Origin of the sequence: Streptomyces sp. NPDC088923 (genome assembly GCF_044749745.1) — a bacterium.
GTDB lineage: Bacteria > Actinomycetota > Actinomycetes > Streptomycetales > Streptomycetaceae > Streptomyces.
Map to the genome: position 1 here is coordinate 2,007,205 of NZ_JBIVIO010000001.1, position 16,441 is coordinate 2,023,645.

At 71.7% G+C, this 16,441-nt stretch carries 11 protein-coding genes; 6 read left to right on the forward strand and 5 right to left on the reverse strand.

All coding sequences use genetic code 11. The features are described 5' to 3' along the window. Nucleotides 1-72: 72 nt before the first annotated feature. Entirely contained in the window at nt 73-738 is a 666-nt protein-coding gene (locus ACIP4O_RS09110) for a DUF6578 domain-containing protein (protein WP_401573157.1), read from the forward strand. Nucleotides 739-799: 61 nt separating this feature from the next. Beyond that, nucleotides 800-4,279 carry a BTAD domain-containing putative transcriptional regulator gene (locus tag ACIP4O_RS09115; protein WP_401573913.1) on the forward strand — a complete coding sequence of 1,160 codons (3,480 nt, stop codon included), beginning with the start codon at nt 800-802 and terminating at the stop codon, nt 4,277-4,279. Between the two features lie 76 nt (nt 4,280-4,355). On the opposite strand, the gene ACIP4O_RS09120 is transcribed toward ACIP4O_RS09115, so the two are convergent. The 3 genes from ACIP4O_RS09120 to panB all read right to left on the reverse strand — a co-directional run bounded on the left by ACIP4O_RS09120 (nt 4,356) and on the right by panB (nt 7,365). Continuing rightward, nucleotides 4,356-5,183 carry an ABC transporter permease gene (locus ACIP4O_RS09120; protein ID WP_401573159.1) on the reverse strand — a complete coding sequence of 276 codons (828 nt, stop codon included), beginning with the start codon at nt 5,181-5,183 and terminating at the stop codon, nt 4,356-4,358. Then, nucleotides 5,180-6,226 carry an ATP-binding cassette domain-containing protein gene (locus ACIP4O_RS09125; RefSeq protein ID WP_401573161.1) on the reverse strand — a complete coding sequence of 349 codons (1,047 nt, stop codon included), beginning with the start codon at nt 6,224-6,226 and terminating at the stop codon, nt 5,180-5,182. Before ACIP4O_RS09125 ends, ACIP4O_RS09120 begins: the two co-directional genes overlap by 4 nt. 272 nt (nt 6,227-6,498) lie before the next feature. Then, nucleotides 6,499-7,365: a 3-methyl-2-oxobutanoate hydroxymethyltransferase gene (panB, locus tag ACIP4O_RS09130; RefSeq protein ID WP_361329872.1), complete on the reverse strand. Its 867-nt coding sequence runs from the start codon at nt 7,363-7,365 to the stop codon at nt 6,499-6,501. Nucleotides 7,366-7,692: 327 nt separating this feature from the next. Here panB and ACIP4O_RS09135 point away from each other — a divergent pair, with 327 nt between their 5' ends. Then, complete coding sequence (locus ACIP4O_RS09135) at nt 7,693-8,682, forward strand: endonuclease/exonuclease/phosphatase family protein (RefSeq protein ID WP_401573915.1); 990 nt, start codon at nt 7,693-7,695, stop codon at nt 8,680-8,682. Nucleotides 8,683-8,848: 166 nt separating this feature from the next. On the opposite strand, the gene ACIP4O_RS09140 is transcribed toward ACIP4O_RS09135, so the two are convergent. Next, nucleotides 8,849-10,609, reverse strand: a complete 1,761-nt coding sequence (locus ACIP4O_RS09140) for an NAD+ synthase (RefSeq protein ID WP_401573164.1) — start codon at nt 10,607-10,609, stop codon at nt 8,849-8,851. 505 nt (nt 10,610-11,114) lie between these two features. Between ACIP4O_RS09140 and ACIP4O_RS09145 the strand changes: the two genes are divergently transcribed. The 3 genes from ACIP4O_RS09145 to ACIP4O_RS09155 all read left to right on the forward strand — a co-directional run bounded on the left by ACIP4O_RS09145 (nt 11,115) and on the right by ACIP4O_RS09155 (nt 15,684). Next, complete coding sequence (locus ACIP4O_RS09145) at nt 11,115-12,476, forward strand: glutamine synthetase family protein (RefSeq protein WP_009064627.1); 1,362 nt, start codon at nt 11,115-11,117, stop codon at nt 12,474-12,476. Between the two features lie 176 nt (nt 12,477-12,652). Continuing rightward, a complete protein-coding gene (locus ACIP4O_RS09150) occupies nt 12,653-13,798 on the forward strand; it encodes a hypothetical protein (RefSeq protein ID WP_401573166.1) in 1,146 nt (381 codons plus the stop codon). 821 nt (nt 13,799-14,619) lie between these two features. Continuing rightward, on the forward strand, nt 14,620-15,684 hold the full coding sequence (locus ACIP4O_RS09155) for an HNH endonuclease (RefSeq protein ID WP_401573168.1): 1,065 nt from the start codon (nt 14,620-14,622) through the stop codon (nt 15,682-15,684). A 150-nt stretch (nt 15,685-15,834) separates the two neighbouring features. On the opposite strand, the gene ACIP4O_RS09160 is transcribed toward ACIP4O_RS09155, so the two are convergent. Continuing rightward, entirely contained in the window at nt 15,835-16,419 is a 585-nt protein-coding gene (locus ACIP4O_RS09160; RefSeq protein ID WP_361329851.1) for a TetR family transcriptional regulator, read from the reverse strand. Nucleotides 16,420-16,441 lie beyond the last annotated feature (22 nt).

The window sequence follows — 16,441 nt, forward strand, 5'->3', positions numbered from 1 at the left end:
ACTGTCCCCTCAACGGATCGCGAACCCCGCCCGTTCCGTCCAGAGCCCGCCACCACCCGGAAGACTGACGGCATGACACGGTGGCAGGTCTTCTACGAGAGCTGGCAGTTCGAGTGCTGCGGCGAGCCCTTCGCGGTGGGCGATACGGTGCGGTGGCCACTCGTGCTGGCGGTAGGGGGCGAGGGACCGGAGACGGTGGAGGGACGGGTGGAGGAAGGGACCGCCGCCCAGGACGTCGACCCCGCCCCCGACGGTGACTTCGAGGAGGACGGCGAGGAGGACGAGGACGGGGACGACGGTGACTTCGACGCGGACGACGACGGCCCGCCGCTCGACTTCGTGACGCCCTACGGTCTCGTGAGCCTCGCACTCACCGGGGCGCCGCACCTCGACCCCGGCCCTGATCCCGTACGGCTCAGAGGTGAACTCCTCGTCGGCGGCCACGGCACCGGTGGTGACTTCCTCCCGCTCCGCGTCCGCCGCATGTGGGTGCGCTGCGAGCCCGAGGTGCCGGACGGCGAGGGCAGCAGCGTGCCCGACCCCGAGGAGCCCCCGTATCTGCGCGAGGTCACCACGTCGCCCAAGATCTTCGCTTGCCCGGAGGCGCTGTCCGAGCCCCCCGACGACACCGGGACGACGGGCGGCATCGTCCTCCTCCGGACCATCGGCTACCTCCCCGGCGTGCGCGAGACCGGCATCCTGGTCGAGGTCGAACCCGTACGCCGACCCGGTGCCTGACGCGCACGCGCCCCCGGCGCCCCGCCGCCCGCCCCGCCCGCCCGACCGCGCCCCGTACACAATGGTCCCCGTGTACTACCGCGTCCTCGGCACCACCGCCGCTCACCGTCCCGACGGCAGCGCCGTTCCCCTCGGCGGGGCGCGGTTGCGCGCGCTGCTCACCGTGCTCGCCGTGCGGGCCGGGCGGAGCGTGTCCGCGACCGTGCTCGCCGACGAGGTCTGGGGCGCCGATCCGCCGGCGGAGCCGCAGGCGGCGCTGCAAGCGCTCGTCGGGCGGCTGCGGCGGGCGCTCGGGCCCGGTGCGATCGTCTCGGAGCCGCCCGGGTACCGGCTCGACGTCCCGCCCGAGGCCGTGGACCTGCACCGCTTCGGGCGGCTCGCCGACGAGGGGCGGGCCGCGCTCGACGCCGGGGAGCCCGCCCGCGCCGCCGGGCTGCTCGACGAGGCTCTCGCGCTGTGGGCCGAGCCGCCGCTCGCCGACCTGCCGGGGGCGGCGGCGGAGGCCCGCCACTGGGCGGAACGGCTGCGCACCGCCCGTACCGCGCGCTGGGCCGCCGCACTCGACCTCGGCCACGCCGAGAAGGCGCTCCCCCCGCTCACCGCCCTGTGCCGCGCCCATCCCCTCGACGAACCCCTGCACCTGCTGCGCCTGCGCGCTCTGCGCGACACCGGGCGCCACGCCGAAGCGCTCGCCGCGTACGCGACCCTCGCCCGTACCCTCGCGGACCGCCTCGGCACCGACCCGGGCCCCGCCCTGCGCGCCCTGCACACCGAACTCCTCGGCGCGGGCGCGGGCTCCGACGCGGGCGGGGCGGGCGGCGCGGGCGGCGCAGGTGAGAAACCGTCCGCGGACTCCTCGCCGCGCTCCCCGCGCCCCGGCAACCTCCCCGCGCGCCTCACCTCCTTCGTCGGCCGCCGCACCGATATCGAGACCCTGCGCGCCGACCTTGAAGGCTCCCGGCTCGTGACGCTCCTCGGGCCCGGCGGCTCCGGCAAGACGCGGCTCAGCCAGGAGACCGCCGAGAGCCTCAGCGACCGCGCCCCCGACGGCGTCTGGCTCGCCGAACTCGCACCCGTCACCGACCCTGAGGGCGTCCCCGCCGCCGTGCTCGGCGCGGTCGGCGCGCGCGAGACCGTGCTGCGCGGCGCCGGGGCCGAGGAGTTCCGCGTCGCGACGGACCGGCAGTACGACGACGTCCTCACCCGGCTCACCGAGTACTGCGCCCCCCGCCGGATGCTCCTCCTCCTCGACAACTGCGAACACGTCGTCGGCGCCGCCGCGCACCTCGCGCAGACCCTCCTCGAACGCTGCCCCCGCCTCACCGTCATCGCCACCAGCCGCGAACCGCTCGGCGTCCCCGGCGAAGTGCTCCGCCCCGTCGAGCCCCTCCCCGAACCCGCCGCACGCCGCCTCTTCACCGAACGCGCCGCCGCCGTCAGCCCCGGCTTCACCCCCGCCACCGAGCCCGAGGCGGTCGCCGAGATCTGCCGCCGCCTCGACGGCCTCCCCCTCGCCATCGAACTCGCCGCGGCGCGGCTGCGGTTGCTCACCCCGCGCCAGATCGCCGACCGCCTCGACGACCGCTTCAGGCTCCTGACCACCGGCAGCCGCACCGTGCTGCCCCGCCAGCAGACCCTGCGCGCCGTCGTCGACTGGTCCTGGGACCTCCTCGCCGCGCGCGAACGCGCCCTCCTCGCCCGCCTCTCCGTCTTCGCGGGCGGCTGCGACCTCGCCGCCGTCGAAGCCGTGTGCGCCGCCCCCGGGGCACCCGCCCGGGACGTGCCCGACGTGCTCGGCGCCCTCGTCGACAAGTCCCTCGTCATCGCCGCGCCCGCCCCCGACGGCACGATGCGCTACCGGCTCCTGGAGACCGTCGCCGAGTACGCCGCCGGACGCCTCGCCGAGGAGGGCGCCGAGGCGGCGACCCGCCGCGCCCACCTCCTGCACTACCGCGAACTCGCCCGCACCACGGACCCGCTCCTGCGCGGCCCCGGACAGGTCGCGGCGATCGCCCGCCTGGAGGCGGAGTACGAGAACCTGCGCCTCGCCCTGCGCGAGGCGGTGGAGCGGGCCGAGGAGCAGGAGGCGCTGTGCCTCGTCCTCTCGCTCGCCTGGTACTGGCAGATCCGCGGCCCGCGCGGCGAGGCCACGCACTGGGCGGGGGCGGCGGCCGCTCTCGGCCCCGACCCCTTCGCCGAGGGCGCCGCCGAGGCGCCGCCCGTACCGGAGAGCTGCACCGCCACACCCCCGCCGTGGACCGGCCCCGTGCTCGACGAGGCCCGGCGCGGCGTGCACCTCATCCACCTCGCCCACATGGACATGGACCTGGAGCGCTGGGGCGATCCCGCCGGGCGCAGACGGCTGCACCGCATGGCCGAGGTCTACCGGCCGGGGCTGCCGCAGACCTGCCGTCCCCCGGCCAACGTCTGGTTCTTCGCGATCCTCTTCACCGGCAACCTCGCCCTCGTCCACGAGGTCGCCGACAGCACCGTGCGCACCGCGCGGGACCTCGGCCTGCCCTGGGAACTCGCCGTCGCCCTCCAGAACCGCGCCAACCTCCTCGCCAACCGCTCCGACCTCGACGGCGACGCCCTCGCCGACGCGGGCGAGGCGCTGCGGATCTTCCGCGAACTCGGCGACAGCTGGGGCGCCGCCGAGGCCCTGGCCGCCCGCGCGGAGGTCCTGGAGGGACACGGGCGCTACACCGAGGCCGCCGCCGACTACGAGGAGGCGATGACCCACGCCGCGGCCCTCGGCGCGCACAGCCAGACCGGCGTCCTGCGGGCCCGGATGGCCGGCCTCCTCATCGAGTCCGGCGACCCCGCGGAGGGCGAGCGGGGCGAGGGACTCCTGCGCGAGATCTTCGAGGAGCGGGGCCCGGTGAGCGCCGAGGCCCGGCCCGTCGCCCACCTCTTCCTCGCCATGCGCTATGCCGGGACCGGACGCCTCGCCGAGGCGCGGCAGGTCGTCGACCGGCTGCGCGCCGACTTCGGCCACGGCTCCTTCGTCCTCTTCGACAGCATGATCGGCCGTCTGGAGGGCTGGCTCGACGCCCTGGAAGGCCGATACGAGGAGTCCCTGCGCCGCCTGGGGCAGTCCCTCGACGCGATCTTCGAGGACATCGCGCTCCTCATGGCCCCGCAGCTGCCCGCCGGCCACCTCCGCACCGCCGCCTACGCGCTGGCCCTGCGCGGCACGGCCCGCCGCTCCGCCCCCGATCTGCTCCTCGCCGCGCGCCTCCTCGCCGCCGTCGGCGCCGCGCTGCCCGAGCCGCGCCACGAGTCCCGCGTCGAGACCGAGCTGCACGCGGAGACCGAGCGGCTCATCGCGGCCGCCGCCGAGGACGCCACCTTCCCGCTCGATGCCCGCTCCGTGGCCGGCGCGCGCACCGAGGGCGCCGCTCTCGGCCTCCGCGAGGGCCTCGCCCTCCTGCGCGAAGCCGTCCCGGTCACCTCGTACGACGGCGAGGCCGCGCCCCCCGGCAAGGACCGGGCCGCGCCCTCCGGCACCGGCGAAGCCGCGCCCCCCGGCCGGAACTGAACGTTCCCGCCGGAGCCGCGGCTTCCACCCGTACGTCATCCGTGCCCCGCCCCCTCGTGCCGTCCCCTCGTCCCGCTCAGGAGGACTTCGTCCGGAACTTGTGGATCGCGATCGGCGCCATGACCACCGTGATCGCCACCGTCCAGATCAGCGTCCACGTCAGCCCGTGCGTGAGCGGGCCGCCGTTGCACAGCGCCCGCGAGGCGTCGGCGAGCGTCGAGATCGGGTTGTAGTCGGTGAAGGCCTGGAGCCAGCCCGGCATCGTCGAGGTCGGTGTGAAGATCGAGGAGCCGAACTGGAGCGGCATCATCACGAGGAAGCCCATCGCCTGGATGGCCTGCGCGCTCTTCATCGTCACGCCGAGCGTCAGGAAGATCCACATGAGCGAGGAGCCGAAGAGGATCGACAGGCCGATCGACGCGAAGAGCCCGGGCACGCTGGAGACCGAGAGCCCGAGGGCGAAACCGACGGCGAGCAGGACGCCCACGGCGATGATCAGCCGCAGGATCTCGACCATGATCTTCGCGATGAGGACCGAGGACCGGGCGATGGGCAGGCTCCGGAAGCGGTCCATGACGCCGGTCTGGAAGTCCTGGTTGAAGCCGGTCCCCACGCCGGTCGCCATGTTCATCCCCATCATCGCCATCAGGCCGGGGACGACGTAGTTCACGTACTCCTGCTGGTTGCCCTTGCCGGCGATCGCGCCGCCGAAGACGTAGACGAACAGCAGCGTGAAGACGAGCGGCATCAGGATGGCGTCGAACATCGACTCCGGGTCCTGCTTGATCCACAGGATGTTGCGGCGGGTCAGCGCCCCGATGTGCCGCAGGTGGGCGCGCAGCCCGATCCTCGCCTCGTCCGCGACGGGGGCGGGGGAGGGGGCGGTGAGGGTGGCGGTGCTCATGCCGAGACCTTCTCTCGTACGGGGGCGGCGCCGTCCTGCGGCTGCTCCTGACCGGTGTGGGTGGCCTTCTGGCCGGTGAGCGAGAGGAAGACCTCGTCCAGGCTCGGCAGCTCGGTGCGCAGGTCGGCGAGCGCCACGTCCTTCGTGGCGAGCAGCCCTATGACCGCGGTGAGCTGTTCATCGCTCAGGAGGGGGATGAGGACGCTGCCGCTCTCCTGGTCGAGCGTCGGCGTGGCGAGCCCCGTGAGCCCGCTCTCCTCGACGAGCCGGGCGACCTCGGGCAGGACGGTCCGGTCCACCGGGCGCACCCGCAGCACCCGGCCGCCGACGCGGGCCTTCAGCTCGTCGATCGCCCCCTCGGCGACGACCCGCCCGCGGTCGATGACGGTCAGCTCGCTCGCGAGCTGCTCCGCCTCCTCCATGTACTGCGTGGTGAGGAGCACGGTCACGCCGTCGCCGACCATGCTCTGCACCTCGCTCCACACCTCCTGGCGGGTGCGCGGGTCGAGGCCCGTGGTGGGCTCGTCCAGGTAGAGCACGGCGGGGCGGCCGATCATGGAGGCGGCGAGGTCGAGCCGGCGGCGCATCCCGCCGGAGTACGTGCCCGCCACCCGCTTCGCCGCCTCGGTGAGCGAGAACCGCTCCAGCAGCTCGTCGGCACGCCGCCGCGACTCGGCGCGGCTCAGGTCGAGCAGCCGCCCGATCAGGTAGAGGTTCTCCCGCCCGGAGAGCTTCGCGTCGACCGAGGCGTACTGGCCCGTGAGGCCGATCCTGCGCCGCAGCTCCTTCGGCTGCCGCAGGACGTCGACGCCCGCCACGGTCGCGGAGCCCGCGTCCGGCGTGAGCAGGGTGGACAGGCAGCGCACGAGGGTCGTCTTGCCCGCGCCGTTGGGGCCGAGGACCCCGAGCACGGTGCCCCGGCGGACATCGAGGTCCACCCCGTCGAGCGCTTTGGTGCTGCCGAAGTGCTTCTTCAGACCGCGGACCGAGACGGCGATGTCCCCGCCGTCCCCCCACGTCTTCGTCGTATCGATTCGCGTCATGCCGATAACCCTGACAGCCCCCACCGACAAGCCGCCCACAACTCACCTACACGCCTGTGACCTGCGGAAAGAGGAGATCTGTCGGCGTCCCGTCGGTCCGGGGGGCGCACGCGTGAGCGAATGCGCCCCGGGTGTGCGACCGCACGCGAAAGGGCCGGTCCGGCGGGAGACCCCGCCGGACCGGCCCCAGCCGTGGCACGCCGTGTCACCGCGCCCTCACGGACGTCGGCGCACCCCGTACCCGGCCGTCACCGCACCTCGCACTCCCCCCGTCAGTGCACCTCGTGCTCCGCCGCCGGGAAGGCGCCGCCCGCGACCTCGGCGGCGAACGTGCGGGCCGCGTCGCCCAGGAGGCCGCGCAGGTCCGCGTACTGCTTCACGAAGCCCGGCACCTTGCCGCCCGTGAGCCCCATCATGTCGGTCCACACCAGGACCTGCGCGTCGGTCGCCGCGCCCCCGCCGATGCCGACGGTCGGGATGGCGAGCGTGCGCGTGACCTCGGCGGCCAGTTCGGCCGGGACGAGTTCGAGCACGACGGCGAAGGCGCCCGCGTCCTGCACGGCCTTCGCGTCGCGCAGGAGCTGGGCCGCCGCCTCCTCGCCGCGCCCCTGCACCCGGTACCCCATCGCGTTCACCGACTGGGGCGTGAGCCCGATGTGCCCCATGACGGGGATACCGGCCTCGACGAGCGTCCTGATCTGCTCGTGCGAGCGCTCGCCGCCCTCCAGCTTCACGGCGCCGACCCCGGCGTCCTTGACGAGGCGCATCGCCGAGCGCAGCGCCTGCCGCGGCCCTTCCTGGTACGAGCCGAAGGTGAGGTCGGCGACGATCAGGGCGCGCTTGGTGCCCCGTACGACGGCGGCGGAGAGCATTGTCATCTCGTCGAGCGTCACGGGGACGGTCGAGTCGTACCCGAGGTGGCAGTTGCCCATCGAGTCCCCGACGAGGAGGACCGGGATGCCGCTCTCGTCGAAGACGGAGGCGGTCATGGCGTCGTAGGCGGTGAGCATCGCCCACTTCTCGCCGCGCTCCTTGGCGCGGGCGATGTCGTGCACGGTGACCCGGCGGCGCACGGCCTTGCCGTACAGGGTCCCGGTGGGAGTTTCGGACTGTGCGCGGGCAGCGGAAAGCTCGCTCATCACGCGGCTCCTTCTGGTCATCTCGAAGCGCCCTGGCGGCGTCCCCGGATTCACTCCCCATGGTGACACCTCGCACGTGATGGCGGAAAGAGGGGGTGGTTCGGCACGTACAAAAGCCACAGCCCGCACCCAACCAGGAACTCCCGCCGGGCCCCTCCACACCCAGAGCGCACACAGGTCCGCCGTGGCGGCGGGCAGGGGTCTTCTCATCCCCTAGGGTCAGGGGCGGAACGGGTGCACGGTGGTCAGTGAGGCGGCACGATGGCGCAGGCGTACAAGGCGGAAACGGGTAGTGAGGGACAGCGCCCCGAAGGGCTGCGCGGCCGGATGCGCCTCGCGGGCCGGCGCACCGGGACGCCGGGCGGCGGGCGGCTCCCGGGGCTGTGGCGGCGCGGCATCGTGCTCGCCGTGCTGGCGCTCGCGCTCGCGGGCCTCATGGTCGTCCACGCCCATGTCCCGAACCGTGTCGGCAACCTCGGCAGCCTCCTGGAGACCTTCCTGCCGTGGTTCGGGCTCTTCGTTCCCGTGCTCCTCGTCCTCGCGCTCGTACGGCGCTCGGCGACCGCGCTCCTCGCCCTCGTGGTGCCCGTCGCGGTGTGGCTCAACCTGTTCGGCGGTCTCGTCCTCGGACACGACCAGTCGCGCGGCGACCTCACCGTCGTCACCCACAACGTCAACGCCGAGAACGGTGACCTCCCCGGCACCGTCCGCACCCTCGTCGGCTCCGGCGCCCAGCTCCTCGCCCTGGAGGAGCTGACCGAGCAGGCCGTGCCGAAGTACGCGAGCGCCCTCAAGGCCACGTACCCGTACCACGTCACCAAGGGCACCGTCGGCCTCTGGAGCAAGTACCCGCTGCGCGGCACGAAGCCCGTCGATCTGGAACTGGGCTGGGAGCGCGCCCTGCGCACGACCGCCGAGACCCCCAGGGGCCCCGTCGCGGTCTTCGTCGCGCACCTGCCCTCGGTCCGCGTCAAGCTCGACACCGGCTTCGTCGCGGGCCAGCGCGACCGCAGCGCCGAGGCGCTCGGCAAGGCGATCCGCGAGGAGCCGCTCACCAACAAGGTCCTCGTCGGCGACCTCAACGGCACGATGAACGACCGCGCCCTCTCCCCGGTGACCTCGCAGCTGCGCTCCACGCAGGGCGCGGCGGGCAAGGGCTTCGGCTTCAGCTGGCCGGCGGGCTTCCCGATGGCCCGCATCGACCAGATCCTCGTCGGGGGCGCCGAACCGGTCTCCTCCTGGACCCTGCCCCGCACGGGTTCCGACCACCTCCCGGTGGCGGCGTCGATCCGCCTGGCGTCGACGAGCACCGATTGAAGCCCTCCGGCGTTTGAATTTGAAAGCCCCTCTGGGGGTACCTCCCGGCCGAAGGCTGGGGGAGATTGAGGAGCGGGGTTCGGGGCGGAGCCCCGGGAAGGGACACCCCGCGGGAACGCCAAGGGGGGCGGGAACGGCACCAGACAGCCGCCCGCCCCCCCCCGCCTCACACCCCCGCGCGTTCCCGCCACCGATTCGTGATCGGCATCCGCCGGTCCTTCCCGAACCCCTTCGCGGAGATCTTCGTCCCCGGCGGGTACTGGCGCCGCTTGTACTCGGCGTTGTCGACCATGCGCAGCACGCGCGCGACGACCTCCGGGTCGAAACCGGCCGCGACGATCTCGTCCGAGCCCTGGTCGCGGTCGACGTACATCGCGAGGATGCGGTCGAGCACGTCGTAGTCGGGGAGCGAGTCGGTGTCGACCTGCCCCGGGCGCAGTTCGGCGCTCGGCGGCTTGGCGATCGTGTTCTCCGGGATGGGCGGGGTCTCGCCGCGTTCCTCCGCCGCCCGGTTGCGCCAGCGGGCGAGCTGGAAGACCTGCGACTTGTAGACGTCCTTGATCGGGCCGTAGGCGCCGACCGCGTCCCCGTAGAGCGTCGAGTAGCCGACCGCCAGCTCCGACTTGTTGCCGGGAGCGAGGACGATCTGCCCCTCCTGGTTCGAGATGCCCATCAGCGTCGTGCCGCGCAGCCGCGCCTGGAGGTTCTCCTCGGCGAGCCCCGTGAAGCCGAGCGCCGCCATGTAGGCGTCGAACATGGGGGCGATGGGCGCGGAGCGGTAGTGCAGCCCGGTGCGCGCGGCGAGGTCGGCCGCGTCGTCCTTGGAGTGCTCCGAGGAGTACTTCGAGGGCATCGAGACCCCGTACACGTTCTCCGCGCCGATCGCGTCGCAGGCGATCGCGGCCGTGAGCGCGGAGTCGATGCCGCCGGAGACGCCGATGAGGACGGTGCGGAACCCGTTCTTGCGCACGTACGCGCGCAGTCCCGTGACGAGCGCCCCGTACACCTCCTCGGCGTCCTCCAGACGCTCGGCGTACTCCCCGGTGTACTCGGGCTCGTACGCGGGCAGCGGCGTCGGCGAGATCGTGACGTGCTCGATGCGCAGCCCGTCGTGGACGGTCCCGACGGGCTCCTCGGGCGGCGCCACGGGCAGGTCCAGGTCGAGGAGGAAACAGCCCTCGGTGAACTGCGGGGCACGCGCGAGGACGGAGCCGTCCTTGTCGACGACGATCGAGTCGCCGTCGAAGACCAGCTCGTCCTGCCCGCCGGACATCGCGACGTACGCGGTCGTGCAGCCCGCCTCCTGGGCGCGCTTGCGGACCAGGTCGAGACGCGTGTCGTCCTTCTCGCGCTCGTAGGGGGACGCGTTGATGCTCAGCAGCAGCCCCGCCCCCGCCGCGCGGGTCGCGGGCACACGGCCGCCGTCCTGCCACAGGTCCTCGCAGATGGCGAGGGCCACGTCGACGCCGTGCACCCGCACGACGGGCAGCGTGTCGCCCGGCACGAAGTAGCGGAACTCGTCGAAGACGCCGTAGTTCGGCAGGTGGTGCTTGGCGAAGCGGAGCACGACGCGGCCCTGGTGCAGCACGGCGGCGGCGTTGCGCGGGGAGCCCGCGGGCATCCCGTAGCGGTGCTGATCGGTTTCGCTGCGGTCGAGGTAGCCGAGGACCACGGGGAGCCCGCCGAGACCCTCGTCGACGAGGCGGGTGGCGAGCGCGCGCAGGGCGGCGCGGCTGGCGTCCACGAAGGTGGAGCGCAGCGCGAGGTCCTCCACGGGGTAGCCGGTCAGCACCATCTCGGGAAAGGCGACCAGGTGGGCGCCCCGCTCCGCGGCGTGCCGGGTCCATTGCACGACCGAGTCCGCGTTGCCGGCGAGATCACCGACGACGGCGTCGATCTGATTCAGGGCGAGACGTAGTTGAGGCACGGTCGCCAGTGTAATCGTCTCTTTGACGCGATGTGGGGGTGGGGCGGGGCCGTACGGGGTGCGCGAGGCGGTGACGATCAGCCGCCCCCGGCGAACAGGCGCCGCGCCGTTTGCTGATTTCGAGGCATTCTCGGCGCAATACATGGCGTGTCTTTTACCCCGCCTTGGGGAGGTACGCGAGGCTCGCGCCGTTTCGCGCGCCGTCGCCGGCCCCGTACTCGTGCCCCCAAAACGCCTGCGACGTACGGGACTTGGGTGGTCCGCCGCAGCCTGTGGGGGAGTGGGTCGACCCGGAAGGGACTGGTCCCCCACAATGGGCGCGGCCTCCCGTGCCCCTGAGGTCCTGTCGGCGACGGCGTGCGGGCAATGCACTATGGCGGGAGCGGTTGCGCCGCGGGGGATCGTCCTTGTGTTCGCAACCTGCGGGAAACCGTGTGGTGGGATGCTCGTACGCCCAGGGCACGGCAACGGTGCAAGGCGGCTCGACCAGCAAGGATTGGTGGATATGAATAAGCAGCAGGAGTTCGTGCTCCGCACGCTTGAGGAGCGGGACATCCGTTTCGTGCGCCTGTGGTTCACCGACGTCCTCGGCTTCCTGAAATCCGTCGCCGTCGCGCCGGCCGAGCTGGAGCAGGCGTTCGACGAGGGCATCGGCTTCGACGGCTCCGCCATCGAGGGCTTCGCGCGGGTCTACGAGTCCGACATGATCGCCAAGCCCGACCCCGCCACCTTCCAGGTCCTGCCCTGGCGCGCCGAGGCCCCCGGCACCGCGCGCATGTTCTGCGACATCCTCATGCCGGACGGCTCGCCGTCCTTCGCCGACCCGCGCTACGTCCTCAAGCGCGCACTCGCCAAGGCCTCCGACCTCGGCTTCACCTTCTACACCCACCCCGAGATCGAGTTCTTCCTCCTCAAGGAGAAGCCGGTCGACGGTTCGCGCCCCACCCCCGCCGACAACTCCGGCTACTTCGACCACACCCCGCAGAACGTCGGCATGGACTTCCGCCGCCAGGCGATCACCATGCTGGAGTCGATGGGCATCTCGGTCGAGTTCAGCCACCACGAGGGCGCCCCCGGGCAGCAGGAGATCGACCTCCGCTACGCCGACGCCCTCTCGACGGCCGACAACATCATGACGTTCCGCCTCGTCATGAAGCAGGTCGCGCTGGAGCAGGGCGTGCAGGCCACCTTCATGCCAAAGCCCTTCTCGGAGTTCCCCGGCTCGGGCATGCACAGCCACCTCTCCCTCTTCGAGGGCGACCGCAACGCCTTCTACGAGTCGGGCGCCGAGTACCAGCTCTCCAAGGTCGGCCGCTCCTTCATCGCCGGGCTCCTGCGCCACGCCGACGAGATCTCCGCCGTCACCAACCAGTGGGTCAACTCCTACAAGCGCATCTGGGGCGGCACGGAGCGCACGGCGGGCGCGGGCGGCGAGGCCCCCTCGTACATCTGCTGGGGCCACAACAACCGCTCCGCGCTCATCCGCGTCCCGATGTACAAGCCCGGCAAGACGGGTTCGGCGCGGGTAGAGGTCCGCTCCCTGGACTCCGGCGCCAACCCCTACCTCTCCTACGCGGTCCTCCTGGCCGCCGGCCTCAAGGGCATCGAGGAGGGCTACGAACTCCCCCCCGGCGCCGACGACGACGTCTGGGCCCTCTCCGACGCCGAACGCCGCGCCATGGGCATCGAACCCCTCCCCCAGAACCTGGGCGAGGCCATCGCCCTGATGGAACGCAGCGAACTCGTCGCGGAGACCCTGGGCGAGCACGTCTACGACTTCTTCCTGCGCAACAAGAAGCAGGAGTGGGAGGAGTACCGCAGCGAGGTCACGGCCTTCGAGCTGAAGAAGAACTTGCCGGTGCTGTAGGCGCGGGTCAGGGCGGGAAAAAGCAGAATCCGGCGGGACGCGGCGCACGCGTGCGGCCTCCCGCCGGAGGTGTCCGGCCGCCCCTGGGCCGTGGTGGGGGCGTCGCGGGGTACGAAGGGCTCCGGCCCTGATCCGGGCACGGCCGCAGTCGATGGGGCATGAGGGGTGGACGGCCGGTGGCGGTCGAGGTTGATTCGGGAGCGCGTTACCAGGTGCCCGCCGTGGTTCCAGCGCTGGTGTTCGATCGGGAGCACGTACCCGCGCTGGTCGGCAACTCAGCGGCCGCTGAGCGCTTCACGGTGGGGGGCGCCGGTGTCGTCATGGGCCCGGCCGGAACGGTGATCATCGCGGAGGCGAATGACGCAACCGCCGAAAGCGGTGTGTGGAGCGCAAAGGAGGTCCGCTTGGCCGGGCGCGCACCGGCTCCGGTCACGGAGCGGCTCATGGGGGCGCCTTGGGGTGCGGTCGAGGGCTCGCTACCGATCCACGTCGCCGTACGCGTCGGAGGTGAGGTGGCGTACCTGGGCGCCGCCCGGGTGAGCCGGGCCGGCTCCTCCGATGGTGTTCTCACCGACTGCGCACTGCGCTTCGAAGTGCCCTTGGGCAGAGGACTCCTCGACCGAGTGCGCCCACAACGGCCGCCCGGACACCTACCGGGTCTGGAGTGGCTGGACCATGTGAACGGAGACCGCGCGGCCGCTCTCGAACAGTTCGTTACCGGCTGGCATCCCACCGCGGACGCCACCGCGGCGGCTGCTGACGATTCCGCGCCACGCCTGCCCGAGGGACTGAGACAGCTGTACCGGCTCGCCAAGCAGAGGCCGAGCGCGCTTGGAGTCCAGAACAGGATCTTGCCCGGGCCGGAGCTGTACACCGACCGTCTCGGGGAGATGCTCGTCTTCGGCGTCGAGAACCAGGGAGGCTTCTCCTGGGAACTCCTGTGGACGGCTGAAGTACCTGAAGCCGATCCGACGGTCTGGTTCCGTGCGCTCGGCGCCGAGCCGATCGCCGAGCGAGAACCGCTCAGCGGCTTCCTGATCCAGTTCTCCCTCTTCGAAGCCTGCATGGGCGCCGACTACCTGGCCCTGCCTCGCCAACTCACCGCACCTCAGGTCGAGCAACTCACCGAAACCCTGCACCTTGTGCCTCTGCGCCCCTTCTGGCCCTGGGCACCCACCCACTTCTACGTGGCGCCGGGCCTCGTCATGCATGTCAGCAGCGAGGACGGCGAAGCCTTCGACGCATGGGCCGGCGCCACCCGCCGGAGCGCCCTGGCGCCGCTGGCCAACAGCCGCATCGATTGGAACCGCTTCGACGGCTGATCCTCACCGAGGGGACAACCACGTTTCCTCGCGCCGGGCGACCTCGTGGACCCGGGCCATCAAGTCCCGGCCCACGGATGGGGCGAGCCCGGAGCGAAACCGTCCGACCGCTGGCGCTTCGACCGCGAGGACCGGCGGATTCGCGTTCTTGACAGTGACCTTGGAAGCTCTACGACAGCGATCACGGGACGTACGGGTACGGCGGTGCCGCAGTGCCGGGACAGGCGATCGGAGACGCACGGTGCTTCCGCGAGGATCGCCGCTATGTGCGAGGTCGGGCTGCCGTTGATGGTGAGGCCGCGATCGCCGTACCAGATCTTCTTGTCCTTGTGGCGCTTGGAGTTGACGGAGAAGACGCCCGCTGGGCCGATGGCCAGATGATTGAGTCCGTGCCGCTGGGCCACTGGATCGCATGGAGCATGTACCGGCCGTGGCGGCGAAGGCGGTTCAAGCGCTTGCCGGTGAACTGCTCGCCCGCCAGCCCGCTCGACCAACTCCACAGATCCGACTTTGGGCGTCGTCGGCCGATAGCCCGTTTCAGGGGGTTGGGTTCCAGCTCGATCAGCTTGCGCCGAACCGCGTCCCCAGCACGCCGAAACCCTGTGCCCAGAGATCGTTCTCGGGTTGCCCAGCCTGTGCCGTGTGAAGCCCTTCCACGACGACTGGTACATGGGCAGCCTGTACGACGACGGAAGCATCTACTGCTGGACCGCCTACGACAACCTCCACGAGGCGCTGCGCGCCCTCTGAGTGCGCTTGCCGCGACGGTGCATTTGACGGGCAGCGAGGGTGTTGTCAGTACTCGGTCTTACGATCCCCTTATGCAAAAAGGCGCGATCACGCGAGAGTCCGTGCTCAAAGTCCTGACGGAGCACGATGAGTTGGGGCGTGAAGCCTTCCTGGCAAAGTACGGCTTCGGGTCGGCCCGGTCCTACGTGCTGGTTCACGAGGGCCAGGAGTACGACTCCAAGGCCGTTGCTGGGGTGGCACACAAGTGGAATCAGGGGCGTGTCCTGACGCCGGGGGAGTTCAGTGGCGGCAAAGATCATGCCGCGGCATGGCTCATGCGAGTGGGTTTCCAGGTAAAGGCCATCAAGAACCCGGACTGGGCTCGCGACGAAATCATCCTTGCCTGCCACCTGGTGAGGGAGAACGGCTGGAAGGGGATGGACGCCGAGGACAGCAGGGTGGTGGAGCTGTCTGACCTCCTCCAGCTCCTTCCCATCCACGCGGAGGCGGACCGCAACGAGAAGTTCCGCAACCCCAACGGCGTCGCGCGCAAGACGTCCGACATCGCCACTCGCCATCCGGAATACCAGGGGAAGCCCACCAAGGGTGGCGCGCTAGATGTCGCTGTGCTGCACGATTTTCTTGCCCGGCCGCAGGAGATGACGGGGGTCGCGCGGCTGATCCGTCAAGGCATCGCGACCGGCACATTGCAGTCTTTCGTGCCGACGGAGGATGAGGAGTTCGGCGACGACTTCAGCGCGCTGGAGGGGCGACTGCTCATGCGTCGGCACACGGCGCGTGAACGGAACAAGAGCCTGCGCAAGAAGAAGATCGCCTCCGTTCTTCAGCGTGGCGGACGGCTCGCGTGTGAGGCGTGCGGCTTCGACTTCGAGAAAATCTACGGGGACCGCGGTGCCGGGTATATCGAGTGCCACCACGTCCTTCCGCTCCACGTTGCAGGGGAAGGCCACACTAAACTCAGCGATCTCGCCCTCATCTGCGCCAACTGCCACCGGATGATTCACCGGCGTGCGCCATGGCCGACACCGGGAGAATTGAGGGTCTTGGTGGAGCAGAAGCATGCGGACGACAGACGCGCCGCGGCGGCTTTGACGCGTCCGCGCAGGGCGACGGGCGAGCAGATGCCGACCCCGTGAAATGACATGCGCTGCCACATCAACGGCGGCAGACAGCGGGCGGGAGAGCGCAGGGTCAGGCGGGGTGCGGCCGCAGGTGTGCCGCACCCCGCCTGACCGCGTTCCCGCACGGCGCGCCGCCGGAGACGTACCGCTCCCGTGCGGGAGCCCTCAGCCGAACACCCCCGCCATCGCCCCCATCGTCTCCATGATGAGTTCGCGCGGGTCGTCCGCCTCGTCGTCCGTGACCCAGCGCTGCATGGCGAGGCGGATGGAGGCGAGGAAGGCGGCGCCGAGGCAGCCGGCTTCGAGGGGGGTGAGGCCGCCGCGGTCGGTGATGGCCTCGCGCAGGTCGGTTTCGAGGACCGCGTGGTTGGCGAGCTGGCGGGCGAGCAGGGTGGGGTGGCGCAGGGCGAGGCGGCTGCGGATCGCGGTCTCGCGGTCGGGGGCCTGCTCGGTGGGGAAGCGGTCGAGCACCGCGCCGGCGAGGGCCTGCCAGGGGCCCTCGTGCGGGGGGCGGGCGCGGAAGGCGAGGACGAGGCCCTTGATGTGCTGCTCCTCGCCCCAGAGGACCGCGTCCTCCTTCGCCGTGAAGTAGTTGGAGAAGGTCCGGCGCGAGATGCCCGCCGCGTCGGCGATGGCCTCCACGGTGACGTGTTCGAAACCGTGCTCGACCGCCAGGCGCAGTGCCGCCTTGTGCACGGCTTCCCTGGTGGCGGCCTTCTTGCGCTCGCGCAAACCCACTGTTTTCTCCATGGTTCGTCCATCGTAGGGGACC